The sequence below is a fragment of the Streptomyces sp. NPDC057623 genome, from assembly GCF_042800355.1.
In the GTDB taxonomy this organism is placed as follows: domain Bacteria; phylum Actinomycetota; class Actinomycetes; order Streptomycetales; family Streptomycetaceae; genus Streptomyces.
In genome coordinates, this window is sequence record NZ_JBHVGZ010000078.1 from 1 (window position 1) to 26,682 (window position 26,682).

General features: G+C 69.4%; 22 protein-coding genes and 4 pseudogenes. 11 read left to right on the plus strand and 15 right to left on the minus strand.

Translation table 11 applies throughout. The annotated features are described in order from the left end of the window. The 4 genes and pseudogenes from ACFU95_RS43130 to ACFU95_RS43145 all read right to left on the minus strand — a co-directional run. Window positions 1-365 (minus strand): annotated as a pseudogene (locus tag ACFU95_RS43130) (hypothetical protein); the annotation flags it as partial. 95 nt (window positions 366-460) lie between these two features. Beyond that, window positions 461-859 carry a DUF6300 family protein gene (locus ACFU95_RS43135; RefSeq protein WP_383840650.1) on the minus strand — a complete coding sequence of 133 codons (399 nt, stop codon included), beginning with the start codon at window positions 857-859 and terminating at the stop codon, window positions 461-463. A gap of 465 nt (window positions 860-1,324) precedes the next feature. After that, window positions 1,325-1,525: pseudogene (locus ACFU95_RS43140) on the minus strand (hypothetical protein); the annotation flags it as partial. Beyond that, window positions 1,473-2,402, minus strand: a complete 930-nt coding sequence (locus ACFU95_RS43145) for an ABC transporter ATP-binding protein (RefSeq protein ID WP_383840653.1) — start codon at window positions 2,400-2,402, stop codon at window positions 1,473-1,475. The gene ACFU95_RS43145 and the pseudogene ACFU95_RS43140, both read right to left, overlap by 53 nt. A 743-nt stretch (window positions 2,403-3,145) precedes the next feature. On the opposite strand from ACFU95_RS43145, the pseudogene ACFU95_RS43150 reads away from it, so the two are divergent. Continuing rightward, a pseudogene (locus ACFU95_RS43150) lies at window positions 3,146-3,682 on the plus strand (extracellular solute-binding protein); the annotation flags it as partial. Window positions 3,683-3,779: 97 nt separating this feature from the next. Here the strand turns inward: ACFU95_RS43150 and secD are convergent. Then, window positions 3,780-6,122, minus strand: a complete 2,343-nt coding sequence (secD, locus tag ACFU95_RS43155) for a protein translocase subunit SecD (RefSeq protein ID WP_383840656.1) — start codon at window positions 6,120-6,122, stop codon at window positions 3,780-3,782. 62 nt (window positions 6,123-6,184) lie between these two features. Then, window positions 6,185-6,589, minus strand: coding sequence for a hypothetical protein (locus tag ACFU95_RS43160; RefSeq protein WP_383840658.1), 405 nt, complete (start codon window positions 6,587-6,589; stop codon window positions 6,185-6,187). A gap of 248 nt (window positions 6,590-6,837) precedes the next feature. Here ACFU95_RS43160 and ACFU95_RS43165 point away from each other — a divergent pair, with 248 nt between their 5' ends. Then, a complete protein-coding gene (locus tag ACFU95_RS43165; RefSeq protein ID WP_383840661.1) occupies window positions 6,838-7,641 on the plus strand; it encodes a hypothetical protein in 804 nt (267 codons plus the stop codon). 87 nt (window positions 7,642-7,728) lie between these two features. Here ACFU95_RS43165 and ACFU95_RS43170 read toward each other — a convergent pair whose 3' ends face one another. Then, window positions 7,729-8,946: a nuclear transport factor 2 family protein gene (locus ACFU95_RS43170; protein ID WP_383840664.1), complete on the minus strand. Its 1,218-nt coding sequence runs from the start codon at window positions 8,944-8,946 to the stop codon at window positions 7,729-7,731. A 35-nt stretch (window positions 8,947-8,981) separates the two neighbouring features. Here ACFU95_RS43170 and ACFU95_RS43175 point away from each other — a divergent pair, with 35 nt between their 5' ends. Further along, window positions 8,982-9,893 (plus strand): LysR family transcriptional regulator, encoded by a 912-nt coding sequence (locus ACFU95_RS43175; protein WP_383840667.1) that lies wholly within the window; start codon window positions 8,982-8,984, stop codon window positions 9,891-9,893. Between the two features lie 84 nt (window positions 9,894-9,977). Next, on the plus strand, window positions 9,978-10,985 hold the full coding sequence (locus tag ACFU95_RS43180) for an RNA-binding protein (protein WP_383840669.1): 1,008 nt from the start codon (window positions 9,978-9,980) through the stop codon (window positions 10,983-10,985). A gap of 10 nt (window positions 10,986-10,995) precedes the next feature. Here ACFU95_RS43180 and ACFU95_RS43185 read toward each other — a convergent pair whose 3' ends face one another. Continuing rightward, the gene (locus ACFU95_RS43185; protein WP_383840672.1) at window positions 10,996-11,403 is read right to left on the minus strand and encodes a hypothetical protein; all 408 of its coding nucleotides are present in this window, start codon (window positions 11,401-11,403) and stop codon (window positions 10,996-10,998) included. A gap of 643 nt (window positions 11,404-12,046) precedes the next feature. Here ACFU95_RS43185 and ACFU95_RS43190 point away from each other — a divergent pair. Together ACFU95_RS43190 and ACFU95_RS43195 are read left to right on the plus strand one after the other, a co-directional pair. Beyond that, a complete protein-coding gene (locus ACFU95_RS43190; protein ID WP_383840738.1) occupies window positions 12,047-13,303 on the plus strand; it encodes a DUF418 domain-containing protein in 1,257 nt (418 codons plus the stop codon). 106 nt (window positions 13,304-13,409) lie between these two features. Then, on the plus strand, window positions 13,410-14,576 hold the full coding sequence (locus tag ACFU95_RS43195; RefSeq protein ID WP_383840675.1) for an ABC transporter substrate-binding protein: 1,167 nt from the start codon (window positions 13,410-13,412) through the stop codon (window positions 14,574-14,576). 104 nt (window positions 14,577-14,680) lie between these two features. On the opposite strand, the gene ACFU95_RS43200 is transcribed toward ACFU95_RS43195, so the two are convergent. Continuing rightward, entirely contained in the window at window positions 14,681-16,981 is a 2,301-nt protein-coding gene (locus ACFU95_RS43200) for an FdhF/YdeP family oxidoreductase (RefSeq protein ID WP_383840741.1), read from the minus strand. Between the two features lie 248 nt (window positions 16,982-17,229). Here ACFU95_RS43200 and ACFU95_RS43205 point away from each other — a divergent pair, with 248 nt between their 5' ends. Next, a complete protein-coding gene (locus ACFU95_RS43205) occupies window positions 17,230-18,183 on the plus strand; it encodes a LysR family transcriptional regulator (RefSeq protein WP_383840678.1) in 954 nt (317 codons plus the stop codon). A gap of 78 nt (window positions 18,184-18,261) precedes the next feature. Here ACFU95_RS43205 and ACFU95_RS43210 read toward each other — a convergent pair whose 3' ends face one another. Then, window positions 18,262-18,918 carry a DUF1326 domain-containing protein gene (locus ACFU95_RS43210; RefSeq protein WP_383840681.1) on the minus strand — a complete coding sequence of 219 codons (657 nt, stop codon included), beginning with the start codon at window positions 18,916-18,918 and terminating at the stop codon, window positions 18,262-18,264. 160 nt (window positions 18,919-19,078) lie between these two features. Next, on the minus strand, window positions 19,079-19,915 hold the full coding sequence (locus ACFU95_RS43215; RefSeq protein ID WP_383840684.1) for a DUF2182 domain-containing protein: 837 nt from the start codon (window positions 19,913-19,915) through the stop codon (window positions 19,079-19,081). Window positions 19,916-20,122: 207 nt separating this feature from the next. Here ACFU95_RS43215 and ACFU95_RS43220 point away from each other — a divergent pair, with 207 nt between their 5' ends. After that, entirely contained in the window at window positions 20,123-21,136 is a 1,014-nt protein-coding gene (locus ACFU95_RS43220; protein WP_383840686.1) for an RNA polymerase subunit sigma-70, read from the plus strand. A 260-nt stretch (window positions 21,137-21,396) separates the two neighbouring features. Continuing rightward, the gene (locus ACFU95_RS43225) at window positions 21,397-22,248 is read left to right on the plus strand and encodes a maleylpyruvate isomerase family mycothiol-dependent enzyme (RefSeq protein ID WP_383840689.1); all 852 of its coding nucleotides are present in this window, start codon (window positions 21,397-21,399) and stop codon (window positions 22,246-22,248) included. Between the two features lie 64 nt (window positions 22,249-22,312). On the opposite strand, the gene ACFU95_RS43230 is transcribed toward ACFU95_RS43225, so the two are convergent. Continuing rightward, the gene (locus ACFU95_RS43230; protein WP_383840691.1) at window positions 22,313-23,482 is read right to left on the minus strand and encodes an epoxide hydrolase family protein; all 1,170 of its coding nucleotides are present in this window, start codon (window positions 23,480-23,482) and stop codon (window positions 22,313-22,315) included. Between the two features lie 103 nt (window positions 23,483-23,585). On the opposite strand from ACFU95_RS43230, the gene ACFU95_RS43235 reads away from it, so the two are divergent. Both ACFU95_RS43235 and coaD read left to right on the plus strand, forming a co-directional pair. Continuing rightward, complete coding sequence (locus ACFU95_RS43235) at window positions 23,586-24,161, plus strand: CGNR zinc finger domain-containing protein (protein WP_383840694.1); 576 nt, start codon at window positions 23,586-23,588, stop codon at window positions 24,159-24,161. A gap of 180 nt (window positions 24,162-24,341) precedes the next feature. Then, entirely contained in the window at window positions 24,342-24,779 is a 438-nt protein-coding gene (coaD, locus tag ACFU95_RS43240; protein WP_383840696.1) for a pantetheine-phosphate adenylyltransferase, read from the plus strand. Between the two features lie 102 nt (window positions 24,780-24,881). Here the strand turns inward: coaD and ACFU95_RS43245 are convergent, their stop codons facing one another. The 3 genes and pseudogenes from ACFU95_RS43245 to ACFU95_RS43255 form a co-directional block, all read right to left on the minus strand. Then, a complete protein-coding gene (locus ACFU95_RS43245; RefSeq protein WP_383840699.1) occupies window positions 24,882-25,271 on the minus strand; it encodes a hypothetical protein in 390 nt (129 codons plus the stop codon). Window positions 25,272-25,287: 16 nt separating this feature from the next. Next, complete coding sequence (locus tag ACFU95_RS43250; protein WP_383840702.1) at window positions 25,288-25,728, minus strand: protease inhibitor I42 family protein; 441 nt, start codon at window positions 25,726-25,728, stop codon at window positions 25,288-25,290. A gap of 17 nt (window positions 25,729-25,745) precedes the next feature. Next, a pseudogene (locus ACFU95_RS43255) lies at window positions 25,746-26,682 on the minus strand (peptidoglycan-binding protein); the annotation flags it as partial.

Here is a 26,682-nt window from a genome sequence, read left to right on the forward strand (position 1 = left end):
GGGGAGATATCTGGCCGCCACTGGGGACGCCGAGTCGGCCATGAGTGCATGGAACATCTGGCCGCCACCGGGGCAAACAAATGGCCGTTGACAGGCTTGATCCCGTTCGGATAGGTACGCATCGCGCGGGCAATCTTGCCGGACCACAGCTCCGGCTCGGAGAAAGACCGCTCCGCGTACTGCCGCTGTAGCTCCTTGAGGTGCTCGGGCGAGCACACGGTCACCAGCCGTTTGCCGTCCATCTTCGGGTCGCTGGTGTGGATGGCAGAGGAGTCATCGACAAGAGCCAGCAGCTCCGTCTCTTCGTCCAGCAGTTGCCCGCAGAGATCACAGACGTCCGGGAGAGGGATTTCATCCGGTTCCATGACGACGGTCTACCCCGCCCCGACGACCGATGGAGCCATTTCGCGGGAGCGTCCGGTACAGCCGTGGGCCTTGAGAACGGTCCTTGTGAGGTCGGTCAGTTCTGTGCGAGCGGATCGTCTTCGGGAGGGACGAAGACCCAGCCCATGGATTCCATGGTCTCCGTCTCCCACATCTCGAAAAGCAGCGGCAGGTCTTGCGAACGCCGGGCGGGATCGCCAATCCAGCGGATCAGGTCGCTCGCGGCTGGGCGGCCGCTGTCGCAGCCCTCGCACAGTTCCAGCAGCACGCCCGGCGCCGGCGCTCTCCAGTGCAGCAGCAGCTTCCGCGTGCACCGCGAGCACGGCACCGGCGTCTCCGTCTCGCGGCGCCGACTGACTGCGCTGTCCATGCCTGCGAGCTCCTCGTCCGTCACCGAGTCGAGGTGTCCGTCGATGTTGGGTGTGCGCCAGAAGGAACCATCGGGACGGACGAAGTAGCGCCACTCTGAAGGCATAGCAGTTCCCCTTCGGGACAGGTTGGTGCAATGCGCCACGATGTGCCCGTTCCTGGATCACCGTCAAGAGCCGCGCACTGCCAGACAACGGGTTGGACGAGGTGGGACCTGTTGGGGGCGCGATCGCATTCCGGCTGTGGCTCCCAGGAGGGCGTTGCTGCGGTTCTCGAATCAAGGCCGTGGCCCGGAGGCGGGCCAGACTGTCCCTGTCCGAGCCGATTTCGGCCCAGCCGGCGAAGACCGCGAGACCCGCGCCCACCGCGGTCAGCTGCCGTCCGGCGTCGTCCACCTCTTCGCCGCGGCACTCATCGTGCCGCTGTGGTGGCGTCGCCGGGCCCCGGCCGTCACGTTCTTCGTGATCGCTGGACGACCAGTACGACCGCGGTGTCGAGCAGCCACGGTTGTCTGCGGCCGCGCCACATGCGCCCCAGTACGGGGTGCGCCCAGTCGGCGTCGAACCCAGGGGAGGACCAGCAGGAAGACGGCGACGCCCAGGGTGATCCAACTGGAGCGCAGCGACCAGAACTTGGCCCACTCCGAACGCAGTACCCGCAGGCCGGTCACCTTGTACTTCGTGGTGTGGGCGGGGGAGGGGCGAGGCTGGTGACGGTCATCAGGCGGCCTTTCGCTCGGTGTCGGCGGGAGCGCTCTGGTACTCGACGACATCGCGGGTGAGTTCCATGAACGCCGTCTCCAACGAGACGGACTGCGGGGTGAGTTCGTACAAGGCCACCCCGTGCTGGGCGGCGATCGCCCCGATCTCCCGGGCGTCGCGTCCGGAGACGAGGAGTTCCTCGGCGGAGGTGGAGCTGATCGTGATGTCGGGGCCGGCCAGCAGCGAACGCAGCCTCATGGCCTCGGAGGTGGCGACCTTCACGCCTCCACCGCCGGCCTCCCGGGTGAAGTCGTCGACCGTGGTGTCCGCGAGCAGCCGGCCGCGTCCGATGATCACCAGGTGGTCGGCGATCAGCGCGGTCTCGCTCATCAGGTGCGAGGAGAGCATCACGGCCCGGCCCTCGTCGGCCAGGGAGCGCAGCAGGTTGCGTACCCACAACACGCCCTCGGGGTCGAGGCCGTTGACCGGTTCGTCGAGCATGACGATCGCCGGGTCGCCCAGGAGGGCCGAGGCGATGCCGAGCCGCTGGCCCATGCCGAGTGAGAAGGCACCCACCCGCTTGCCGGCCACACTGGTCAGCCCGGCCAGCTCGATGACCTCGTCCACCCGGCGGCGCGGAATGCCGTGGGTGTACGCGAGCGCCATCAGGTGGTTGAACGCGCTGCGCCCCGGGTGGACGGACTTGGCCTCCAGCAGGGTGCCGATCTCGTGCAACGGCGCGCCGTGCCTGGCGTACGACCGGCCGCCGACAGTGACCGAGCCCCTGGTGGGGGAGTCCAGGCCGACGATCATGCGCATCGTGGTGGACTTGCCCGCCCCGTTGGGGCCGAGGAAGCCGGTCACCTCGCCGGGCTTGACGGTGAAGCTCAGGTGGTCGACGACCGTCTTGTCGCCGTACCGCTTCGTCAGCTCACGCGCTTCGATCATGGGAGTGGGCCCTTCCTGCCTCGAACATCGAACCCGTCCGCGGGCTCGATGTGGTCTGCCTTCGAAGTTACGAGCGCCGCAGGTCAGGACTTTGGGACTGCGGGGGAATCTTCGGTGGCCCACTGGTACCGCGGTACCAGTCGGTGGGTCTTGATCCAGGATCAACGTGACAAATCACCGAGGCGGTTTGCGTGTGCCTGAGTGGACAGGAGGCCGCCGCGTCGAAGAATGCCGGCGTGTCGGTTGGCCGGGTACGTCGTCGCCGGTTTCCCGGTCGGCACAGGTGAAGTCCCGGCGTCCCTTGCTCGGCCACGGTCCGACTGGCGAACCTGTTTCGGTCCGCGGCCGTGACGGAGGGTGAGGGCATTGGCCATGAATCGGGCGGGGCGCTTGATCGGGCTGCCCGGCCTTGAGAGGCGGGGCTGGAGTTCGGTGCGCGGGGCTTGCCACCGGCGTCGTGGGATGCGGCGGCGGGGGCGGGTCCGGCTCGACCCGCTGCCGCCATGCGGGGCTGGGGGGTGTCACCCCGCGCTCGTGGAGCCGTCCAAACGGCGATCTTCTGCTTCAGCTGCGCGACGCCGTCCTTGCACTTCCGCTCGGCCTCGGACCGCTTGTGGTCACGCCTTTCCTGCGCCTCCACCTTCCTGATCCGCTCGGAGGCCTTCTCCATGGCCTTGAGCTCGGTGCGTACCGAGTCCCACGGACGGCGTTCGAGGACGGCGTCGTGGCGCATGGCCAACAGGTCCGGTCCGGTCGCACCCGGCAGGCTCAACCGTGCCGATGCGTTCGCCGCCTTCGCCGACGGCGAGGTCGGGATGCTCAACGGACACCCCTCGCTGATGAAGATGGCGGCTAGCAACGGCGTGCAGTTCGGCACGGTGGCGATGCCCGGTGTGGACGGTCCGAGCCAGACCACCATGGGAGTCGCCGACTGGATGATGGCCTTCAGGAAGAACGGCCACGCCAAGGAGATACGGGATTTCCTCGACTTCGTCTACAACGACAAGAACGTCCTCGCCTTCTCCCGCGAGTACGACCTGCTGCCGGTCACCACGTCCGTGTCCGAGATCATGAGTACGGCGAAGGCGGACGCCGATCTCAAGCCGTTCCTGGACCAGTTGCCGTCCTCCGAGCTGTATCCCGTCGGGGAGACCTCCTGGTCTCAGGTCAGCGCGGACATCAGGAAGCGGATCGGACAGGCGGTGTCGACGACCAGGAGCCCGTCCGCGGTGCTGAACCAGTTGCAGTCGACAGCGTTCGCAGCGCAGAGCGCGGAGTAGACCCCACATCCGGAGCTGCTGCCACCGCGGCAGCCCTCCGGATGCGTGCGTCTTCCCTACGGGCATCCGCGTCTTCCCCGCGCCCCTCCGCGCAACCTCACACCACGGCGCCTGAATCCCGCGCACGCCCGCGCCGCTCCAGGGGACTGCGCACTCCCCTGTCCTTGCTGCGCCCGGGGCGCACCGGTGGCGCCGGGTGACTGCCCTCTAGCTGCACGGCTATCGGAACGGCGGTGAACACCGTCGACGCCATACCGATCACCACACCGGCGATCAGCGCGATGGAGAAGTCCGCGAGCGAGTCACCGCCGAGCACGGCCAGAGCCGACAGGATGAACAGCGCGCCCATACCGGTGTTCACGGTACGCGGCAGCGTCTGGATCACGGCCTTGTTCGCGGTGGTTTCCAGGTCAGCCGCCGGATCGCGGTGGCGCGCCTCGCGCACCCGGTCGAAGACGACGACGGTGTCATTGACGGAGTACCCGATGACCGTCAGCAGGGCCGCCAGGAAGACGCTGTCGACGGGCTTGCCGAGCCAGGCGAACAGGCCCACCACGAGCAGCACGTCGTGCACCATGGCCGATACCGCCGCGGCGGCGAACGTCCACCGGAACCGCACGCTGAGGTAGATCAGCTGGGTCGCGACGGCGATGCCGAGCGCGATGAGCGCGTGCCGGCGCAGCTCTTCGCCGAGGCTCGGGCCGATCAGCTCGTCCCGCTCGACGGTGACCTCGCCGCCCTCCTTCGCCAGCGCCGTTCTGATCATGTGCTGCTGGTCGTTGCTCAGCTCACCGGTGCGTACCGAGATGTCCCCGTCCCCCGACTCCTGCACCAACGCGCGCGGGAACCCGGCGTCCGTGACCGCCGTGCGCGCCGCGTCCACGTCAACGGGCCTGCTGGTGCTGTACTCCACCAGGCGCCCGCCGGTGAACTCCACCCCGAAGTCCAGGCCGCGCAGGCCGATTCCGGCGACGGCAGCCACGATCAGCAGCCCGCTGACGCCGAGCCAGCGGCGCCGGTGGTGCACCAGGCGGGGTTTGCGGCGTGCGAGCCAGGCACGCACCCGGCCGGTGGAGGTGATCCCGGTCAGGCCGGGCCGGCCCCGCACGAAGCGGCGTCGGATCGCGAAGTCGGCGAGGACGCGGGTGATCACCAGGGCCGAGATCATCGAGACGAGGACACCGATGGAGAGCGTGACACCGAAGCCCTTGACGGGTCCGGTGGCGAAGAAGAAGAGCAGCCCGGACGCGAGCAGCGTGGTCACGTTCGAGTCGACGACCGCGCTCCAGGTCTTGTTGAAGCCGGTGCGCAGCGGCTTGTCCAGGTGCGCCGCGGCCGACTTCAGGGCGCGGGCTCCCAGATACTCCTCGCGGGCACGCTCGAAGACCAGCACGTTCGCGTCCACCGCCATGCCGATCGCCAGGACGAAACCGGCGAGTCCAGGCAGTGTCAGGGTCGCGCCCAGAGCGACCAGTGCGGCGTAGGAGATCAGCCCGTACAGAGCGAGCGCGATGGTGGCCAGGGCGCCGAGCAGCCGGTAGACGACGAGGATGAACAGCCCTGTCAGGGCGAGCCCGATGATCGCGGCCTGGGTGCTGGCGGCGATGGCGTCGGCACCGAGCGTGGGGCCGACGGTGCGCTGCTCCACGACCTCAACGGGCACCGGCAGCGCACCGCCCTTGACGAGCGCGGCCAGATCGCGGGCCTCTTCGCGGCCGAAGCCGCCGGTGATCTGCGTGGAGCCGCCGGAGATGCCGACCTCGCACGCCACATCCGCGTTGACGCCGGGCGCCGAGAGGACCTTGCCGTCCAGGACGATGGCGACGCGCCGCTCGGGGGCGCCCTGCGGGGCACAGGCCGCCGCCCCGGTGACCCGTGCCCAGTCCTTGCCTGCCTGCCCGCGGAAGGTGAGGTTGACCATCCAGCCCGACATCTTCTGCTGGTCGAGCACAGCCTCGGCGTCCTTGACGCCCTCCCCGGTGAGGGCGGTGGGTCCGAGCTTGAGGAACGCCCCCTTCTGATCGGGATCGGCCAGGGTGCGCGAGCCGTCCTTGGTCGGCTTCCCCTTGTCCGCGTCCTGCTTGTCCGTCACACCCCGCACCGGGTGGACTGTCAACTGCGCGGTACGGCCGATGACTTCGGCGGCCTCGCGCGGGTCCTGTACGCCGGGCAGCTCGACGAAGATCCGCTGCTCTCCGGACCGGTACAGGCTCGGCTCGGACACGCCGAGCGCGTCGACCCGCTGGCGGAGCACCTCCAGGGCCCGCTGGGTCGATTCGGCATCGGCCCTGACGACGGGAGAGTCCTTGGTCTCCAGGACGATCTGAGTGCCGCCGCGCAGGTCGAGGCCGAGGCGGGCGGACTGGGTGAGAGCGAAGAAGAGCGAGGCGGCGATCACACCTAGGGCGACGATCGCCCGCCACATGGGCGCGCGAGACATGAGTTCTCCACGATGGGCAGGCAGACGGAGTCGACGTCTGCGCCGGGCGCGGAGGCGAACGGTCAGGCGTCGATACGGACTTCGGTGCTCCATCGGGACGGCGGGCCGCGCGGGCGATACGCGTGGGCGCCCCGGCTCGCTCCCGCGGCCGCGGCCGCCGCGGCCACGGCGGGGCCACCGACAGCACGGTGCGGGGCCGCGTCCCCGGTGCCTGGTCCGAGGAAGCCGTGGAACGGGTACGGCACGGCGTCGGCGTGGCCCGGCACGGGGTGCGCCACGGTGACGGGCCGCTGCGCGTCGGCGGTCGTGGACGCCTGCGCGGTCGCCGCCGCGGCCGTGCCCGTCGAGGACGGGCGGGACGCCGACGCCGACTTGGCCGAAACCGGCAGGAGGAAGGTCAGGACCGCGAGCAGCGCGGAGAGCACGGCGGTGGCCGGGCGCGCGGGGTGTGCGCGGTGCTGCTGCACGCCTCTTTGCCCCCGGTCAAGTCGTCGTAGCAAGTCAGCAGTTGGGCACTGCGGGCCGACGGCTCGGCTCCTGCGGCCGTCAGCGACAGGAACGCCGCCGGGCATCCGGAGGTTCCCGGGGAAGGGGCGGGACGCCGCCTTCGCCGCTGTGCTGCTGCGTCGCATCAGCGTTCGAACAAGATCCGCTAGAGTGTCCGCTCGCGGCGCTCGAGCACGCGCGCCTGATCGCACTCGGGGGATTGCGCGACGTGAGCGGCAACGGAGAGGACAAGCGCGGGCTGGTGGGCCTCATCACTCGTCCGCTCACCATAGCGACGGAGCGGGTGGCGGCCATCCGGCCCGACCGCGTCCAGGACGGGGTCATCCGGACACTGCAGCGGAGCCGTACGGTTCTCGGTCTGACGGCGACGGTGTGGCTGGTGATGGCCTATCCGATGAGGGTGGGCCGTCAGGACTTCGTGATGGGCAAGCTGGAGGATCTGCTGATCGGCTGCGGGGTCACGTTCGGGGTCGGTCTCCTCGCGGTGACCGCGTTCATCTCGGCGGCCCGGGCGCCGCTCGGCCGCCGTTACGCGTCCTGTCTGCTCGGTCCCGCGTACTGCGTGGTCCTGATCCTGTGCGGCGCCGGGCTGTTCTGGCTGTCCTGGAAGGCGCTACGGGGCGAACTGGTCTCGTTCGACGGCCGCCCCGCCGATCTGAGCTGGCTGACCGTTGTCCTCCTGGTGGTGGCGAAGGGCGTCGGTGGACTCGTCTGTCTGATCCTCCTGTTGTTCTCCGTCCCCTTCACCGTGATCGTCCTGGTCTACGGCGTGAACTCCTGCTTCCGTCTCGGTGACGTCCACGATCTGCTGCCGGCCCTGATCTCCCCGCTCCTGGTCTGGTCGCTCTTCCTCCTCAATATCTCCGACGGCCCCGATGTGGCCGCCCCGCCCTGGGTCCTTTACACCTTCCTCCTGGGCGGCCCGGTGTCGGTGACCCTGTTGTCGGTCGGGGAGCTCCACCGTCTCCGCCGCCGCCACGGCCTGACGCTGCGTTCGGCGCTGGGGCGGTAGGCAGGGGCGACGGCTCGGCGCGCTGGTCGACTCCGGCTTGAGTACCCCGATGAAGGGGCGGCTTCCGGAACCTCGCTTACCGCCTTCTCAGCTGTGGCGGTGATAGGCCTTGTTGGCGATACGCCAGGTGTCGTCGTCGCGGACCAGCAGGAAGACGTCGGTGAACGTGTCCGGGCCGTGCGAGAGCGTCATGGTGGCGGTTGCGACGGTGTCGTGGACGGCGATGGCGTCGATGCGGCGGGAACGGGTCGGTTCGTCCGGGGCCGGGCGGCCGTGGAAGAGAGCGCAGTAGTCGTCCAGGCGCCACGAGACGAATGCGCCGTCCCGGATTCCCTCGATGTGCGCGGTGGGCCGGAAGGCGTCGCGGAAGTGGGTGGGGTCGCCGGTGGCATGTCCGCGGATGTAGGCGCGAAGGGGTTCGAGCACGGCATCCTCCACGGCGGGGACCGTGGCGGCAGCGGCGATGTCGGCTTCAGGGGCGGAAGTACTGTCGGCCAGATGGGCCACGTTGCGCAGGGGAGTGTTGGATGCGGCGGCCAGCAGGGCCATGTCCTTGATCAGCGCGCCGATCGTGAACTCGGCCGGGCCAGTGGCCGCAGGGCCGGTGAGGAAGTGGCGCTTTCGGGCCACCAGCCCCCCGAGCTGGCCGAGTTCGAGGACGTCCAGCACCTGGGCGCGGGGCAGGGAGAGGGCGTCGGCTTGCTGCAGTGCGTCGCGCAGGGCGAGGACGGCGCCGGCGAGGCTGTTGTTGGCGATCAGCTTGAGTGCTGCGGCGCTGGGGGCGTCATCGACGCGCCGCACGGTGCCCAGCGCATCCAGTACTGGTCGGGCTCGATCGAGTGTGTCCTGGTCAGCGGCTGCGAGGATCTGCAAGGCGCCGGCGGCGGCACTCGGCACAGAGCCGAGCACGGGCGCGTGGATGTAGGACCGGCCGAACTGTCGGGCCAGCGTGGATGCTTCGGCGGGGGCGATGGTGCTGGTGTTCAGCACGACCGTGTCCGGTTGCAGCGAGTCGCGGACGTCGTCGAGGACCTGCCGGCAGGCCGCGCCGTCGAACAACGCCAGGAGCACGAGGTCGGCCCTGGCCACGGCGTCGTTCGGATCGCCGGTCGTCCTGACTGCCCCTGAGGTGCGCCCGGAGCGGGTCCAGCCGACGACGTCCCAGCCCCGGTCGGCCAGTCGTGCTGCGATCGCGTTGCCCATGCGTCCCAGACCCAGGACGGCGATGGTGTGCGGTGTGGTCATGCGTGCCAGAGTCGTGCACCGCCATGACTGCGACAAGCGCAGATTTCGCAGGGCCACCATGCGGGAATCACATACCTGGGAGGCATACTGGCGCCATGGACCTGACTGTGTGGCGGAGCTTCGTGACCGTGTGCCGACTCGGGTCGTTGTCGGCGGCGGCTGTCGAACTCCATCACACGCAGTCGGCGGTCTCCCGGCAGATCGCCGGACTGGAGCAGCAGCTCGGTGTGGCCCTGGTGGAGCGCCATGCACGCGGAGTTCGCCCCACACCGGCCGGCGAGGTGTTCCAACGCTACGCTCTGGCCGTGCTCAACGAGGCCGACCGTGCGATTCGCGCCGTACGGGACATGGGGGACGGGGCGTTCGACCGGCCGTTGGCCGTCGGTGCAACACCCTCGTTGGCCGCGGGAATCGTCCCCGAGGCCATCCGGGGCCTGCTGGAGGCCAGGCCCGTGCCCTGGAGCCTGCTGCCCGACCTGAGCGCGCAACTGCACAGCCGCGTGATCGCCGGCGATCTCGACATCGCTGTCGTCACCGACGCGCCACCAGGGCTGCCCCAGGACCCGCGGGTCGAACGCAGGTTCCTCGGGCTGGACGACATGGTCGTCGCCGTGCCCGTCGGCCATCCGCAGGCCGGGCGAGGTCCGGTGCACATGCGGGCGCTGGCCGACCAGATCTGGGTCGAGGACAACGACGGCTCGGCGGCGCTGCTGCGCCAGCACGCCGCCCGTGCCGGAGTCAGCGCCCGCATCGACCTGACCGCGGCCGACCTGCCCGGCAAGCTGGCCCTGGTCGCAACCGGTCACGCCATCGCGCTGATACCCGGGGTGCTGACGCGCGCACTACGAGCCGACGTCACCACGGTGGCCCTCATCGACCCGCCGTCCCGAGGCATCTACACGCTCACACCACGCCATGACCCCCACCCCTCCGCGGCGCCCCTGCTCGACGAGCTCGCGACAGCCTTCGCCTCGGTCGCTCGCGGAGGTGCGCGACAAGCCCGGTGATCGCACGGCCCCACGCGACTCGACGTACGGCACAGCCCCGTCCGCCACGACCACCAACACCCCAGCGTGCTGGATGATGGTGCAGTGCAGCTCCCCTACGTCTACCAGGTCACCAAGTACGACCCCGCCGACCGTGACGAACACGGGTACTACACCGGCAGTGAGGACACCGTCAGCGATTACGGCGAGGTCGAGGCGTCCTACCTTCAGGCGGTCGCGGCCTTCGCCGGGGACACCGGCGTCGATCACCTGGCCCTACGTGAACCACAGATCCCGTCCTTCGTGCACTTCGGTGTGGAGCCCGCAGTGGACGGCTTCGGGCTGGACGGGCTCTTCCCGGCCGGCCCTACCGGTTTTCACGACGGGGCGGTAGTACCGCTCGACATCGGGCTGCAGCTGGTGCGCGCCATGTTGCGCGACAACGGGGCCTGGTGCCGGCTGGAGGCGGAAGGCGCGTTCGCGGTCCATGTGGGATGGGACCAGTACCTCTACGTCAGCAGCAGGCGGTCTTGCGAGGAAGCGTTGGCCCATACCCGGCAGCTCGGACTGTTTCCAGAACGGCTGGACGCCTCCCCGTACGCCTTCGAGGCCGAGGAAGAGCAGGTCATCCAGCGGCCCGGCGATGACGACTTCTGGTCCGACCTGCACAGGGCCGTCGTCACCGGCCGTGCGGGAATCCTGGAAGAGACGTATCTCGAAGGTGCCTCACGATGGCACCACCTCACCAGCGACACCATCGACTCCGTTCGCGCCCGACTAACTCCCCGGGCCCGTCTCGCCGTCTGGCCGCCCCTGTCCACCGACATCGACGCCGTCCTGAGGGCCCTGCCCGCTGATGGTCTCGTCGAAGGCGTGTGGCAGGACGACGACGGCGACATCCGCGGCGCCATCGCCGACGGGGACGACTTCCCCGAACTGACCGCCCGGATATCCCGTGCGCGTGCTGCCGCGCTCCTGTCTGTCTATGCGGGTGAACGCATGCCTCTGTGCACCGCTGTCCTGCCCGACAACGACGGTGTCCTCCGGGCTCGTTGGCGAACCGAGCCGACGCCGAGCGACCGCGACTGGGCACTTCGTCAGCCCCAAGGGTGAGCGGTGGTCCCTAGTCCGCACTCCAGATCGCCGGAGTATGGCGCTTCCGGAAGCGTCGCTCGAAACCGGCTGTGAATGTCAACGGCGCTGTCGACGAGGAGGATTGCTCCAGCACGCCGTCGTCGTCCACGTAGAAGATGGCGCGGCCGATCCCGCCCCCGGGCACGTAGACCATCCAGCCGATGCTGAACCGGTCGGCTACCAGCTCGGACAGCGGATAGCCGGTGGTGTCCAGGCCCTGGGCCTCTACGTACTGCCGCACCCGGAGCATGGCCTGCTCCTCGGGCAGCTCCTGCGGTGGCAACGCGTTCGTCAGGCCGGCGAGCGAGAACTGGTACAGGGCACTGTCGATGTCGCAACGGCCGTCGTCGCCAAAGACGTCCACCCCCCTGGTGTGGCCGGTCATGGGCTCGCCCATGGGGGTTCCGGAGGCGAGATCCCACAGCCGGACCGTCTTGTCCTCGCCGGCGGTGACGGCGATGGGTTTCCCAGGAGGCGTCTACGGGGCTGTACTGGCCAGCTCGATGGTCGCCGCGCTCACGCAGTACGGCGAGACGGCGCCCGACGACCGGCTGTACGACGCCCGGTGGCTGCTGATCACCGCCGTCGCCTCGGCTCTGGCGCACGGGTACGCGCACATGATCGTCCGACGCGGCGACGGGTCCCATCCGGGTGTCCTCGGCGCCCTGCGGGTGCTGGCCCAGGAATGGCCCCTCGTCGTGGCCACCCTTCCCACGATGGTGATGCTGCTCGGCGCGGGCTGGGGCTGGTGGCGTTCGGCGGGCATCGAGTACGTGGCCTTCGGGTTCAATATCGCCCTGCTGTTCGCCTGGGGACTGTCCGCCGTCCGCGCCTCGGGCCGGACCTGGCGGTTGGTTCGGGGGTTGGTCTTGGGGGACGTGTTGTGGGGGGGGGTTGTTGTGGTCGCAAACTCCCTCCGAAGGGACCGCTCTGTTTCCGGGGTGGGGTCCCACCCGGCAGGGGCCCACCCGCCGGGTGGCGGGGTAGCACCGGACAGTCGCCGGATACTCCGGGCCCGGGCCGCTCTCCAGCCTGGAAGCATGACCCAGAAAGCAGACGACACGGTGCTCGCGGCGCCGATCAGCGCCCCGTCCGGGGCCGTGGGGAACGAGCGGTCCAAGGCCCCCGAGACGGGCCGAGCCCCGGTCGGCCGCCTGATAGGCGTGGACCTGGCCCGGGGGCTCGCGGTGTTCGGCATGTACGCGGCCCACGTCGGCCCCGACCCCTCGCAGGGCGGCATCACCGGGCACCTCATGGAACTGGCGCACGGCCGTGCCTCCGCGCTCTTCGCCTTCCTGGCCGGTTTCTCGATCATGCTGATGACCGGCCGCCGCACCCCGAAGACGGGCCGGGCGGGCCGACAGGCGGTCGCCAAGGTGGTGATCCGGGCGCTCGTCCTGCTGGCGCTGGGCACCTGGCTGACCTCGACCGGCACCCCGGTCGAGGTGATCCTCGCCTTCTACGGCCTGTACTTCCTGCTCGTCCTGCCGCTGTACCGGCTGAGCACGGCCCCGCTGGCGATCACCGCCGCAGCCAGTGCCCTGGTACTGCCGCAGGTCCTGTACGTCGTCCAGCACGCACTCCCCGTCGACGGCGCCGAGGGCGTCTGGGCCTGGCCCGCGGACGCCGACGGCATCGTCTCGCTCCTCTTCACCGGCAGCTACCCGGCGCTGACCTGGATTCCCTTCGTCATCGCCGGTATGGCGGTGGCCCGCCTCGACCTGGCCGCCACCGCTGTCCGCACCCGCCTCGCCATCACCGGCGTCGCCCTCGCCGTCGTCGGCTACGGCGGCTCCTGGCTGGCCCTGCACCTGGTCCCGGGCGCCCTGTCGAAGCTGAGCGCCGGTGGCTGGGGCGAAGGCGGCTGGGGAGGGAGCGCCTCAGCCGCCTCGGCCTGGTGGTCCGACACCTGGGGCTACCCCGACGGCAGTACCCCGGTGGGGCTTCTGGTCGCCTCGCCGCACAGTGAGACGACCCTGTCGATCGTGGCCAACGCCGGGGTGGCGATCGCGGTCCTGGTCGGCTGCCTGGCCGCCGTCGACGCCTACCCCCGCTTCCACCGGCTCGCCCGCCCGGTGATCGCGGTCGGCACGATGTCCCTGACCGCCTACGTCTTCCACATCGCCGGCATCCACTCCCTCGGCATCGAGGAACTTCCCGGCCCCCCGCTGCACGTTCTTCTCGGCTTCATCGTCGCCATCACCCTGTTCGCCACTCTCTGGTCGCGCTACTTCCGCCGCGGCCCCCTGGAGTGGGTGCTCGGCAAGGCCACCAAGCCCGCCGAACTGGTCCGCTGAACCAACCGCCCGACGGCCGCCGGAGCCGCCGGCGCCACCGCGGCCGTCGGGCACCGGAACGTACACCTCCCTCATCCGCACTCCACCCCCCAGGAGATCCACGTCCATGCTGTTCAACCCGCTGCCGAACCCGAACCAGCAGCATCCGCGACCGCTCCGCTTCTCCACGACCCTCGTAGCTGCCACGATCGGCCTGAGTGTGGCCGCCGTCGGCCTGACCCTCGGGGCCGCCGCACGTTCCGACGCCCGGCCCGGGGGCGAGGAGACCAAGACGCTCGACCAGCTGTATGCCGAGGCGAAGGCCGAGGGCGGCAAGCTCGTCGTCTATGCCGGCGGAGACTGGAAGGACCAGCAGGGCGACACCAAGCAGGCGTTCGAGAAGCGCTTCCCGGGCATCAAGGTCGAGATGGTCGTCGACTACAGCAAGTACCAGGACGCCCGCATCGACAACCAACTCGCCACAGGCACCCTCGTCCCCGACGTCGTCCAGCTCCAGACCCTCCAGGACTTCCCGCGCTGGAAGCGGCAGGGCGCGCTGCTTCCGTACAAGCCGGCCGGCTTCGGCAAGGTCCACGACAAGTTCAATGACGCCGACGGCGCCTGGGTCGCCACCAACGTCCTGGCCTTCGGCGCCGCCTACAACAAGGAGCTCGTCGGAGGGGACGCGCCCCACAGCGTCCGCGAGTTCGCGGACTCCGAATGGAAGGGCAAGATCGCCTCCGCCTACCCGAACGACGACGATGCGACGCTCTTCCTCTACAGCCGCTACGTGAAGAAGTTCGGCTGGAACTGGCTCGCTCGCATGGCCAGGAACACCGAGTTCCTTCGCGGCTCCGACTCCGCCGGCAACGCGATGACCGCCGGCAAGAAGGCCATCGGCCTGGGCGGATGGGTCACCCCCGACGCCGGCAAGGATCCCGAGGCCACCACGGTCGGCATGCTCCCGAACACCCGCGACCCGTTCATGGCCTGGGGACAGCGCGAGGCCATCTTCAAGGACGCCCGCCACCCGGCCGCCGCCAAGCTCTTCCTCAACTGGCAGCTCTCCAAGGAGCAGCAGACCAGCGATGGGTGGTCGGTACGCACCGACGTCGCCCCGCCCGCCGGCCTGAAGAAGGTCTGGCAGTACAAGAACGCCGACATCGACGGCTTCCCCGCCTTCATGCGGGACCGTGCCGCAGCCGAACGCCTCCGCGAGCAGATGACGGTGTACATCGGCGAGGCCAAGGGCGACCCGACCCCGGGCCGCCTGGGCACCCACCCGGGCCGCTGACACCGGACGCGACCGGCGCGGGACCAGGGACGGACTCGTCAGCGAACGCAGTCATCCGGCACGAGCACTGGTCGCGCGGGCCGTGACCGAGCGACACCCTTGTGCTACGCAGGGGTCCGGTCGGCGGCTCGTTCCAGGCGGATGATCACGCTCTTCGACGTGGGTGTGTTGCTGATGTCCGCGACGCTGTCGAGCGGCACCAGGACGTTGGTCTCCGGGTAGTAGGCGGCCGCCGAACCGCGGGGCGTCGGGTAGGCGACGACGCGGAAACCGTCGGCGCGCCGCTCCGACCCGTCGGTCCAGACGCTGATGAGATCGACGAGGCTGCCGTCGTCGACGCCGAGGTCCGTGAGGTCGGCGCGGTTGACGAGGACGACGCGCCGGCCGCCCTTGATGCCCCGGTAGCGGTCGTCCATCGCGTACGGGATCGTGTTCCACTGGTCGTGCGAGCGCAGCGTCTGCAGGACCAGGTGGCCTTCGGGTGCCTGGAGCATGGTGAAGTCGTTGACGGTGAGGACGGCCTTCCCGGAGGGCGTGCGGAACACCTTCTTGTTGACCGGGTTGGGCAGTCGGAAACCGCCCGGGCGCCGTACCCGCTCGTTGAAGTCCACGAAGCCGTCCACGACTTGGGCGATGCGGTCGCGGACGAGGTCGTAGTCCGCCTCGAAGTCCGCCCAGGGGATGTCCGGTCCGGAGCCCAGGACCCTGCGGGCGAGCCGGCTGATGATGGACACCTCGCTGAGCAGGTGCGCGGACGCGGGGGCGAGTCGACCGCGGGTCGCGTGGACCTCGCTCATGGAGTCCTCGACCGTCATGAACTGCTCGCCGCCCGCCTGGACGTCGCGGTCGCTGCGGCCGAGCGTGGGCAGGATCAGGGCGGTGCGTCCGCACACCGCGTGGGAGCGGTTGAGCTTCGTCGAAATGTGCGCGGTCAGGCGGCAGTTGCGCAGGGCGCGTTCGGTGGCGTCGCTGTCGGGCGAGGCCCGGACGAAGTTGCCGGCGACGCCGACGAACAGCTTGGCCCGTCCGTCGAGCATGGCCCTGATGGAGTCCACGGAGTCCAGGCCGTGCCTCGTCGGCGCGGTGAAACGGAACTCCTGTCCCAGTCGGTCCAGGAAGGGCTGGGGCATGCGCTCCCAGATGCCCATGGTGCGGTCGCCCTGCACGTTGCTGTGTCCGCGCACCGGGCACACTCCCGCGCCCGGACGGCCGATGTTTCCGCGCAGCAGCAGGAAGTTGACGACCTCGCGGATGGTGGGCACACCGTGCTTGTGCTGGGTCAGGCCCATCGCCCAGCAGACGATGACACTGCGGCTGGCCAGCACCCGCTCGTGCACCTGCTCGATCTCGTCCCGGGTCAGGCCGGTGGCCTCCAGCACGGCGTCCCAGGACGTGGCGCGGATGTGCTCGGCGAAGGCGTCGTATCCGGTGGTGTGCGCTTCGATGAACTCGCGGTCCAGGACGGTGCCGGGTTCCTTCTCCTCGGCCTCCAGCAACAGCAGGTTCAGTGCCTGGAACAGCGCCAGGTCGCCTCCGGGCCGTATCTGGAGGAACTGGTCGGCGATGTCCGTGCCGCGGCCGATGATGCCGCGTGCCTTCTGCGGGTGCTTGAAGCGGAGCAGTCCGGCTTCCGGCAGTGGGTTGACGGCGACCACGTGGCCGCCCCGGCGCTTGGTCTCCTCCAGCGCGGACAGCATGCGCGGGTGGTTGGTGCCCGGGTTCTGCCCGACGACGAACACCAGGTCGGAGTCGTAGAGATCGTCGAGGCTGACGCTGCCCTTGCCGATGCCCAGGGTCTCGTTCAGTGCGGAGCCGCTGGACTCGTGGCACATGTTGGAGCAGTCGGGCAGGTTGTTGGTGCCGAAGGCGCGCGCGAAGAGCTGGAGGAGGAAGGCCGGTTCGTTGGCCAGGCGTCCGGAGGTGTAGAACAGCGCCTCGTCCGGATGGTCCAGGCCGCGCAGCTCGTCGGCGAGCAGGTCCAGTGCCTCGTCCCAGCCGATGGGCTCGTAGTGGGTCGCGCCCTCGCGCAGCACCATCGGTTCGGTCAGCCGGCCCTGCTGGTTGAGCCAGTGGTCCGACTTCCGGCCCAGCTCGTCCACCGAGTACTGCTGGAAGAAGTCGGCGGTCACCCGCCGGGAGGTCGCCTCGTCAGCGATGTGCTTGGCACCGTTCTCGCAGTACTCGTTGAGGTGCCGCTTGCCCGGAGCGGGCTCCGGCCAGGCGCAGCCCGGGCAGTCGAAGCCCTTCGCCTGGTTGATGTTGAGCAGGGTCAGCGCGGTGCGCTTCGGCGACGTCTGCCCGAGCGCGTACTGCAGCGCGTGCACGACCCCGGGAACACCGGTCGCCCACGTCTTGGGCGCCGTCACCGACAGCTCGTTCTCATCCGGCTCGTCGAGATCCCGCATCGCAATCCACGCCCTCTCCGTCGCGGGGCGAGCGCGCTCGGCGGCGTCCGGCGTGTCCAGCGGCGGGACAGCCCGCGCGCCCTCGGACCCGCGCGGGCGCGACATACCCCGCCCACCATTCGCAGCACACTCTCCGCCGCCGCGTCGGGGCAGGTCAAAGCGGCAGTTCCGATCGACTGAAAGGCAGCACCGATCACCGCCGCGCAGCGACGGTGACGAGCGGCCGGGGTGCGGGAGATCATGGAGGTGTGCTGCTGCGCCAACTCGAATACCTCGTCGCCCTCGCCCGCGCCCGCCACTTCGCCAAGGCGGCCCAGGCCTGCTACGTCTCCCAGCCGACCCTGTCCGAGGGCATCCGGAAACTGGAGGACGAACTCGGCATTCCCCTGGTCCAGCGGGGACGCCGGTTCGACGGCTTCACACCGGAGGGCGAGCGCGTCGTCCTGTGGGCTCAGCGCATCCTCGCCGACCGTGACGCGATGCAGAGCGAGATCCAGGCACTGCGAGCGGGCCTGAGCGGCCGGCTGCGCATCGGCACCGTCCCGACCGCGGCCACGGCGGTCGCGCTGCTGACCCAGCCGTTCTGCGCCGCCAACCCGCTGGCGACCGTCCAGGTCTTCGCCGACCTCCAGGCCGAGGACATCGTGAACCGGCTACGCACATACGAACTCGACGCCGCCGTGACCTATCACAGCTCCGTCGCCGCGCATGACTTCAAGTTCGTACCGCTCTACCAGGAACGCTATGTGCTGCTGACCCAGCGGACCGCGCCCACCTCCGGCCCCGACGAGATCTCCTGGGAGGAGGCGTCCCAGTACCCCCTGTGTCTGCTGCACCCCATGATGCAGGGCCGTCAGGTCCTCGACGCGGTGTTCGAGGCCGTGGGCGTCTCCGTCACACCGCGGGTCGAGACCGACTCGATCGCCTCCCTGTTCGCGCAGGTCAGGGCCGGTCAGTGGGCGAGCGTCGTGCCGCACGCCTGGCTCCACGTCTTCGGCGTTCCCGCGGGCATGCGCGCCGTTCCGCTGGTCCGCCCGGTCCGCACCGAGCGCATCGGGCTGGTGCTCCCGGCCCGTGAACCGGTCTCCATGATCGGGCAGGCACTGATCGACGTGGTGGGACGGGCCGGGATCGCCGCCACCCTGGAACGGCTGCCTCACCAGGCACCGGATGGCGACGCCTCAACCGGCGTGCAGCGTTGACTCCGCCTCCTAGAAGATCAGGCACCTGACCTGCGATCTCACTGCTGGTAGAACCTGGCCTGGCCGACGGCTGACTTCTCAGTCAGGGCCGCTCCAGTCGAAGGGGAAGTGCTTGCTCGACTTGCCGGAGCGTTCCCAGGAGAAGCCGAACGCGTCGACGCGGTCGAGGGAGGCCCGACCCCACGTCGCGATCTGACCTGGCCCCACTTCGGCGCCTGGGGCGTTGTGGACCTGGACGCGCGCGCCGTTCGGGGTGGTCGGACCGGTGAGGGCCTCGGCGGTCGCGGTGACCCGGCCCGGAATCTCGGCTCGCCAGGTCGCAAGGTCCTCGTCGATCTCCACGTGGATGGGCGCGATGTCCATGCCGCGCATCTCGGGGTGGAACATCTCCCCGAACTGCGCCGGCCACCCGCCCGCCTCACCGCCGAAAACGGCCCCGAGCGCAGCCCGCTGCCGGTCGTCGGCGCGTTCGTCGAGGAAGACCGCGGCGTACGGGTCGGTATGCGTGCCGGCCCACGGGTTGCCCTCGAAGGAGCCGAGCATCAGGACGTTGAGATCGTCGAGCCGCGTGTCGCCGAAGTTGCCGTCCCGGATGTGCCAGACCAGTACGCCTTCGCAGTCGCCGTAGGTCGGGGGCTGCGCGAACGTACACGGACACGGTATGGCGCACTTGCACACATCGAACCAGTCACCGGCCAGGTGCCAGCGTGTACCGGTCGTGGCCTGTTCTGTCATCTCGCTTCCCTCCTGACGAGCCCGAAGGAACTCACTCGGAGTGGCGAGACCGCATGTCCCGAGCCCGCTCCCGGGATCGGGAGGGTGGCCTCCCCTCCAGCTTGCACCTCACCTCGCACGAGGGAAACCCGCCCCTGTGGCCGAAGCGCACACCGGGCAATCACATGTCGTCCATCGACGGCATCGAGTCCTGCAGCCCCGGCAGCAGCCAGTCCTGGAACGGTGCGAGCGCTCCCAGGACGAGGAAGGCAATGCCCACGACGACGGCGACCAGCGGCCCGCGGGACCACAGCTTCTCCACGAAGATCACCAAGGCCAGTGCGGCCATCGCCGCCACGTTCATCACGCCGAGCGGAACGAGGACGACCATCAGCCCGGCGCAGCATCCGACGCAGTAGGAGCCGTGATGGACACCGACCCGCAGGTCGCGGGCAGGTCGCCGGAAGCCCGCGTATCGCACCAGATGGCTCAGCGGGTCGCGGCAGTGCCGTAGACAGACGGTCTTGAGGGGACCGAGCTGGTACAGGCCCGCGAGCAGGAAGGCGATCGAGCCGATCCAGCGTCCGGCGGTGGGATGGTCGTCCACCAGGTTGCCGGTGAAGGCCAGGGCGGCGTACGCGAGCAGTCCGAAGGCGGTCCACACCAGCAGATATCCGCCCACGAACTCGACGGTGCGGGCCGTCCGTGCCCAGCCGGAGGACTGTCGGCCGATTCCCCGCACCCAGGTGATGGCTACCGGTGCCATGGACGGCAGCATCATGGCCGCCATCATCGTCACCCAGAGCAGCAGGAACAGGGGCAGCGCCAGCCCCATCGTGCCGGGCTCGACCCCCATGTCCCGGGCCTGTCCTATCGTCAGCGCCCAGGCGAGCACCGCGATCAGCAGCACAAGGAGCCAGGCGGCCGCGAGATCCCGCGTCGGCAGCAGCTTCCCGCCCGCTCCGGTCGGTGCGGGGGAGCGGGTGTACAGGAGGGGGGCGATCTGGATGCGGCGCATAGGAGTGTTCCCCGCGGATGCTTCCAGGAGAGCACGCCTCCGCCGGCGATGCGACCTGGTCAGGGTCGCTCACCCGGCCCGCTGGGCTTGCGCGGCCGGCAGCCTCACGTCACTGGATCAGCTCTGGCGACTGACCCTGGTGATGAGTTTTCGCACCCGCACCCGTCACACCTACGACGGGACACGACGAGGCGGAAGGATGACGTGATGAGTGCGGAGACGCGGCTGGAGGAGCTGGGCGTGAGCGGGCTGGGCGTGAGCGGGCTGGGCGAGGTCGACGAGCCGGCGTTCTCGGGGCTGGCGGAGCGGCACCGGCGGGAGCTGCACGTGCACTGCTACCGCATGCTCGGGTCGTTCGAGGACGCCGAGGACACCGTGCAGGAGACGTTCCTGCGTGCCTGGCGGCGGCGGGAGACGTTCGAGGGGCGGTCGACGTTCCGGGCCTGGCTGTACCGGATCGCCACCAACGCCTGCCTGGACCTGCTCGCCAAGCGCCGCCCGGAGCCAGCGACCGGCGGCGAGGTGCTGTGGCTGCAGCCCTACCCGGACCGGCTGCTCGACGAGCTGCACGCGGGCGACGCGGACGAGCCGGAGACCGTCGCCGTCGCCCGGGAGACGATCGAGCTGGCGTACCTGGTCGCGGTCCAGCACCTCGCGCCGCGTCCGCGGGCCGTGCTGATCCTGCGGGACGTGCTCGGCTGGCCGGCCAAGGAGGTCGCACAGCTCCTCGGGGACTCCGTCAACTCCGTGAACAGCGCCCTGCAGCGGGCCCGCGCCGGCCTACGGGAGCACCTGCCCGCCGAGCGGCAGGACTGGACCGGCGGCGACCAGGACGCCGGGACGCGTGAACTGGTACGCCGCTACACCGACGCCAGCGTGGCCACGGACGTCCCGACGCTCGCCGCGATGCTGCGCGACGACGTCCGCTGCTCGATGCCGCCCACCCCGGGCCTGTACGTCGGCCGCGACGCGGTGGTGAACGACTGGGTCGAGAGCGGTTTCGAGGGCATGAAGGGCCTGCGCGGCGTCCTCACCTCCGTGAACCGGCAGCCCGCCGTCGCCTTCTACCAATGGCAGAAGCGGGAGGGCGCGTACCTGCCGCTGACGATCGACGTCCTGCGCATCACCGGCGGGGCGATCACCGAGATCGTCACGTTCCACGACGACCAGTTCCCGCGGCTCGGTCTGCCGGAGCGCCTGCCGGCGGACGGCACGGAGTAGTCCTAGGGCGGATGCTCACGCTGCGCGGTGGTGCGCCTCCTGGTGGTCGCGGCGGAGCGGTGCGAGGGGTTCGGCGTCGGCGCCCCCGGGCGCGTGCAGCTGGAACTGTGTGAGGGGGAGCTGGGCGGCTGGTCCTCCGACGCCAGAGGCCAACGTCTCGATGAACTCGGTCTGGAACCCGTCGGGCAACGCCTCGACGAGCCGGATCAGGCGGTGATCGACGATGGCAGACCCCGGCTCCGGACTGACAGGCTTTGGCCATGAGTCTCCAGCCCAACGATGTATCCGACCCCTCCTGGCTGGGCAAGCCGATCGATGCTCGCCCGCTGTTCGGGCCCGAGCTGGCGTCGCTCCTCAACCTGCTGCGCGGCCTGCGCCGCAATGAGTGGAGCACGGTCGCGGTCCCGGGCTGGACCGTGCACGATCTTGCCGCCCATATCCTCGGCGACTACCACGGCCGCCTCGGCTGGAGCACAGAGAGCCACCAACGCGCCATGGCGGCTGGAGAGACGCTGGAGACGTTCATCCACCGGGTCAACCAGGAATGGATCGACCTCCACGCCGATCACAGCCCCGTCGAGCTCATCGAGGCCCTGGAACTGGCCGGGACCCAGGTCGCCAGTCAATTCGAGGTCACCGACCTCGACGCAACGGGCCTGGGAGTGTCGTGGGCAGGGGCCGACCCGGCGCCCAAGTGGCTGGATGTTGCCCGGGAGTTCACCGAGTACTGGGCCCACCGCCAGCAGATCCGCCACGCCACCGACCGGGCCACCGATCCGGAGCCCAACGCTCTGTCCGCGGTCCTGGACACCTTCATGAGGGCTTTGCCCCACACACTGCGTCACACGCCTGCGCCCGCCGGGACACAACTCCAAGTGATCATCGAGGAGCCAGCGGTCGGCACCTGGACCGTGACCGCCACCGCGGACCGCTGGTCACTGGCCGAAGCACCCAGCGGTCCGCCGACCGCGTCAGTACGGCTGGACCCAGAGACCGCCTGGCGACTCTGCACCCGCGGCATCGATCCCTGCACCGCCCTCGCCCGAGTCCGCATCAGCGGAGAGCGTCAGATTGCCGAAGCCGCCTGCCAGATCGTGTCCATCGTCTTCTGACGGACACTGGGCGTCGAGGTCCATTGCCCAGGTGTGACGGCAGACCGGCATCACCCATGGAAGTTCAGGTGGCGGCCAGCACTGCCGAGAGGCCGTCTTGCAGGTCCTTGACGAAATACTCGGGAACCTCCAGCGACGGGAAATGCCCCCCGACTTCGGGCGAGCCCCATCGGACGATCTGCCGGTACCGCTCCTGTGCCCAGGGGCGCGGACACTTCTCGACGTCGCGGGGATACATACTGATTGCTGACGGGACGTCGACCCGGAGTTCGGGGTCCAGCGAGTTGTGGCTTTCATAGTAGATGCGGGCCGCCGATGCGCCGGTCCGCGTCAGCCAGTACAGGGTGACGTCGTCGAGAACCCTGTCGATGGAAATCCTCTCGAACGGGCTGTCTTCGGTGTCTGACCACTCGGCGAACTTGTCAAGGATCCAGGCGAGCAGCCCGACCGGTGAGTCGACGAGCGAGTAGCCGATGGTCTGGGGTCGGGTCGCCTGCTGCTTCGCGTACGCCGCGCGGTGGCGCCAGAAATCGCGGGTCTCCTCGGCCCATTTGCGTTCGGCCGCCGTCAGCCCGTCCGTTGTCAAACCGGGCGGTCCCTCCGCGAACGTTGTGTGGACGCCGAGAACGTGCGCCGGGAACCTGCCGCCGAGGACGGTGGTGATATTGCCTCCCCAGTCGCCGCCGTGGGCTACGAACTTGCTGTAGCCGAGCCTTCCCATCAGTTCCACCCATGCGGCCGCGATCTTTTCGGTTCCCCACCCGGTGGTGGCCGGCTTGTCGCTGTAACCAAATCCTGGCAGCGACGGGACCACGACGTGGAACGCCGGCGCGCTTCCATCTTTCGGATCTGCCAGCTCGTCCACTACATCGGTGAACTCGGCGATGCTGCCTGGCCAGCCGTGCGTCAGGATCAGAGGAGTGGCGTCTGCGCGCGCGGATCGGCGGTGCAGGAAATGGATTCCCAGATCATCGATGGCCGTGCGGAACTGGCCGATCTGGTTCAGGCGCTCCTCGAACGACCGCCAGTCGTACCCGGTCCGCCAGTAGTTCACGACATCGACGAGGTCGGCGAGCGGAACGCCCTGTTCCCACCGGCGAGGGTCGGGGGCGGCGCGATGGACCGTCTCGGCCTCCGGTAGGCGCGCGGCGGCCAGTCGCGCGCGCAGATCGTCGAGGTCGGCGTCAGTCGCGTGGGCTTCGAATGCTTGCACGTCGCTGGTTGGACGGGGCATGAGACCTCCTGGCCATCGTGGAACCGGCTACGGCCTACCGAGAACCGTCTAAGACGGTTCTAACAGTTCTCCGAGCCACGCCGCAACCAGCTAAGGTGGTTCCATGCGCGCTTCGTTCCCTGACTTCCGCCTCGGCACTGTGCTGGCGACCAGCTTCACGGGGACTCTGTCGGAGCGTCATGGCAACCCTGTGGAGCGCATTCCGACGCCGCACCGCCTCGTTGACTGGCTGGCGGTGAACGGCCTTGCCGTGGAGTCCTGCACCACTGCCCAGCTCGACCTCGCTCGGGAACTGAGGGAGTCGATTCACGCCGCCGCGACAGCGGCCGCGATCCACAACGCTCTCCCTGCGTCCGCTGTCCAAGTCATCAACGACTTCAGCGCTCAGGGTCGGGCCGCGGCGATCCTGACGCCCGAGGGCAAGCGGCGATGGCGGCTCAGCTCGGCTTCCGGCGTGGAAGATGCCCTCGGCGTGATCGCCGCCGACGCGATCAGCATCATCGCGGGCGAACGAGACGGCAAACTGGCCTTGTGCGCATCGCCGACCTGCCAAGCCGCCTTCTTCGACTCCAGTCAGAGCCGCACCCGCAAATGGTGCGACATGAACACGTGCGGGAATCGTCAGAAGAAGGCGCGCTTCAATGCCAACCAGCGCAAAAACCCCAGTTCAGCGGAGTGATCGTCACCTCGGGACATCCCAGTGGGCCCCACTGATTTCCTGTCCCAGGGGCCGTGATCTGCGTGTGAGGTTGCGGCTGCCCTGCACCGTCAGACGTTTCCCCTGTCACGCTTGCTCTTGATGGATTGGCTGCCCTGGCACTTCACTACCGGAGGCGGCCGCTTGTTAATCTTCGCGATCATGCGAGCCCTCTTCCCAGGATCCTTCGACCCGGTCACTCAAGGGCATCAGGACGTACTCCGGCGCGCTGCCCTCCTGTTCGACGAGGTCGTCGTGTGCGTGATGTTCAATTCGAACAAGACCGGCCGCTTCCCTATCACGGAACGTCTGGACCGGCTCCGAGCGGCAGCAACCGACTTGAGCAACGTCACGGTCGACTCCCACACAGGCGGCCTGCTGGTCGACTACTGCCGGCGGGCCGCAATCGACGTCGTCATCCGCGGAGTTCGCGACGTTCCCGACCTGGACCACGAAATGCCGATGGCCCGCATGAACCACGAACTGGCCGGAATAGAAACGTTCTTCATCGCCGCGGACCCCGCCCTGGCCCACATCTCCTCCACCCTCGTCACCGCGGTGAGTCAACACGGTGAGTCAACAGGACCGTGTCCCGAATGATGATTCGAGCGAGTAGAGCTATCCGCCCTGCTCGGGGCGGCCCGTTGACCGCACCCACGACCGTTCGCCGCGGCCCCCGCCTGATCACAGCAGGGGCTCAGCTCAGCGGGCGGCGCGCTCCCGGGTGGTGCGGCGCAGCCCGATGAGTTCGGCGACCGCCTCCAGCCAGCGGGCCACGACCTCGTCGCCCTCCACGGGCCGGGCCACCGACGCGGCCGCATCCAGCCAGCCGCGCATCAGGTCCGAGGCCGTCGGCTCGGGCAGCAGCTCCGGCAGCCGGGCGGTGTAGCCGGTGCCACCGCTGCGGACGGTCCTGCCGAGGAACGCCACCGAGCGGGGCTGGACCCCGAGGCGGTCGAGCACGACCGCGGCGCCCACGGCTCCGTCGCCGAACAGGGCGCTGCGACGTGGGCCCTGGGCACCGATTCCGTAGCGCAGGAGCATGGCGACGTCGGCCTGTGCCGACTCTTCGTCGGTCTTGCCGGGGTTCATCGGTACCTCCGTTCGGTCATCGCACGGTGACCGTGTAGATGAAGTACGCCGGGTCGTTGCCGGGGCTGCCCGTCGCGGTGCGGTCGTCGCCGTCGGGGCACTCGCCCAGCACGCAGTAGCTCATTCTGATCTTCGTGGTGCCCGCGGCAACGGCCTCGAAGGTGAAGGTCTGCGTACCGTCACCACCCCCGTCGACACCGCTGTCGCCCCCGAAGTCCTCCTCCCGGCGGCCGTCCTGGCGCACGGTGGCACGGTCGGGACCGGGCCTTACGATGCTCCAGTCCTGGCCCATCGAGGGGTTGGCCGGGAGCGTCAGCTCGAACGTGTCGCCCGCGTCCACTTCGATGGACTGCTCGTCGGCCTCGAACGTCTCGGGGCCGAAGAGGCCGCACCCGGACAGCGTCACGGCGGCCAGCGGCAGGGCGAGGGCGGCGGACAGGCGGTGCCTGGACTTCATGGGGATCGGTCCTCCGTTCACTGGGCGGGCAGGTGGACGCCGTAGGCGTCGGGCAGGTCCTTGTCGGAGGCCTTGCCCATGTTGCCGTTGACGAAGTCGTTTTCGCTGACCCATGTGGTCGTTCCCCAGGGGTTGTAGACCTGCAGCATGTCGCCCTCCTGCCCGATGATCATCATGGAGTGGCCGACCCGGTCGCCGTCCTCGTCCTCACCCTCGACGCCGATCGGCACCGGTCTGCCCTCGGCGACGGCCCGCTGGATGTCGGGGAGCGCGTCCCGGCGGTCGTCCGCGCTCCTGACCTCCTGGAACTCGTACTCGCCGCCCGTGTGCGGGCTGATCTCCTTGTTGGCGATCTCGGTCTTGCCGTCGTTGTCCATGCCGTCGGGTGTCGAGCCGAAGGGGAAGTCGTACGCGTCGTTGCCGTCGCCCTCGTCGTGCATCCGCAGCTGCTCGTCGTGCAGCCGCTCCCGGAAGGCGCCCGGGTCGTCCTCCTGCCCGGACGGGCCGCCGGTGAGTTCGAGGGCGTACACCGGATCGACCATGGCACGCCCGGTCACGACGGTCGAGGGCACGCAGGTGTTGCCTTCCTGCGACCACCTCTCGCCCTTGAACGTCTGCTGGTCCGTGTTGTGGTTGGAACCCTTGTTGGGGCCGCTGGTGTTGACCCCCTCGTCCTTCATGCTGTCCCCGGCCGTGGTGACCGGCGTCAAGTGCCGCTGCAGCCAGTCCGGGTCCTTGCCGTGGATCTTGTCGCGGAACTCGCCGACCTCCTTGACGTCGTACCCGGCGGCCAGTGCCTTCACGAGGTACGCCCGTTCCTGCGGTGTCTTCGCCTCGGCGAGCATCCGCTCGAACTCGGCCTCCTCGCGGGCGTCGAGGCGCTCCATGGCTCTAAATGGGTGATGTAGGTGTTGTGTGGTCGGAAGCGCGCTCAGCTCCGCCAAGCCGACGGGG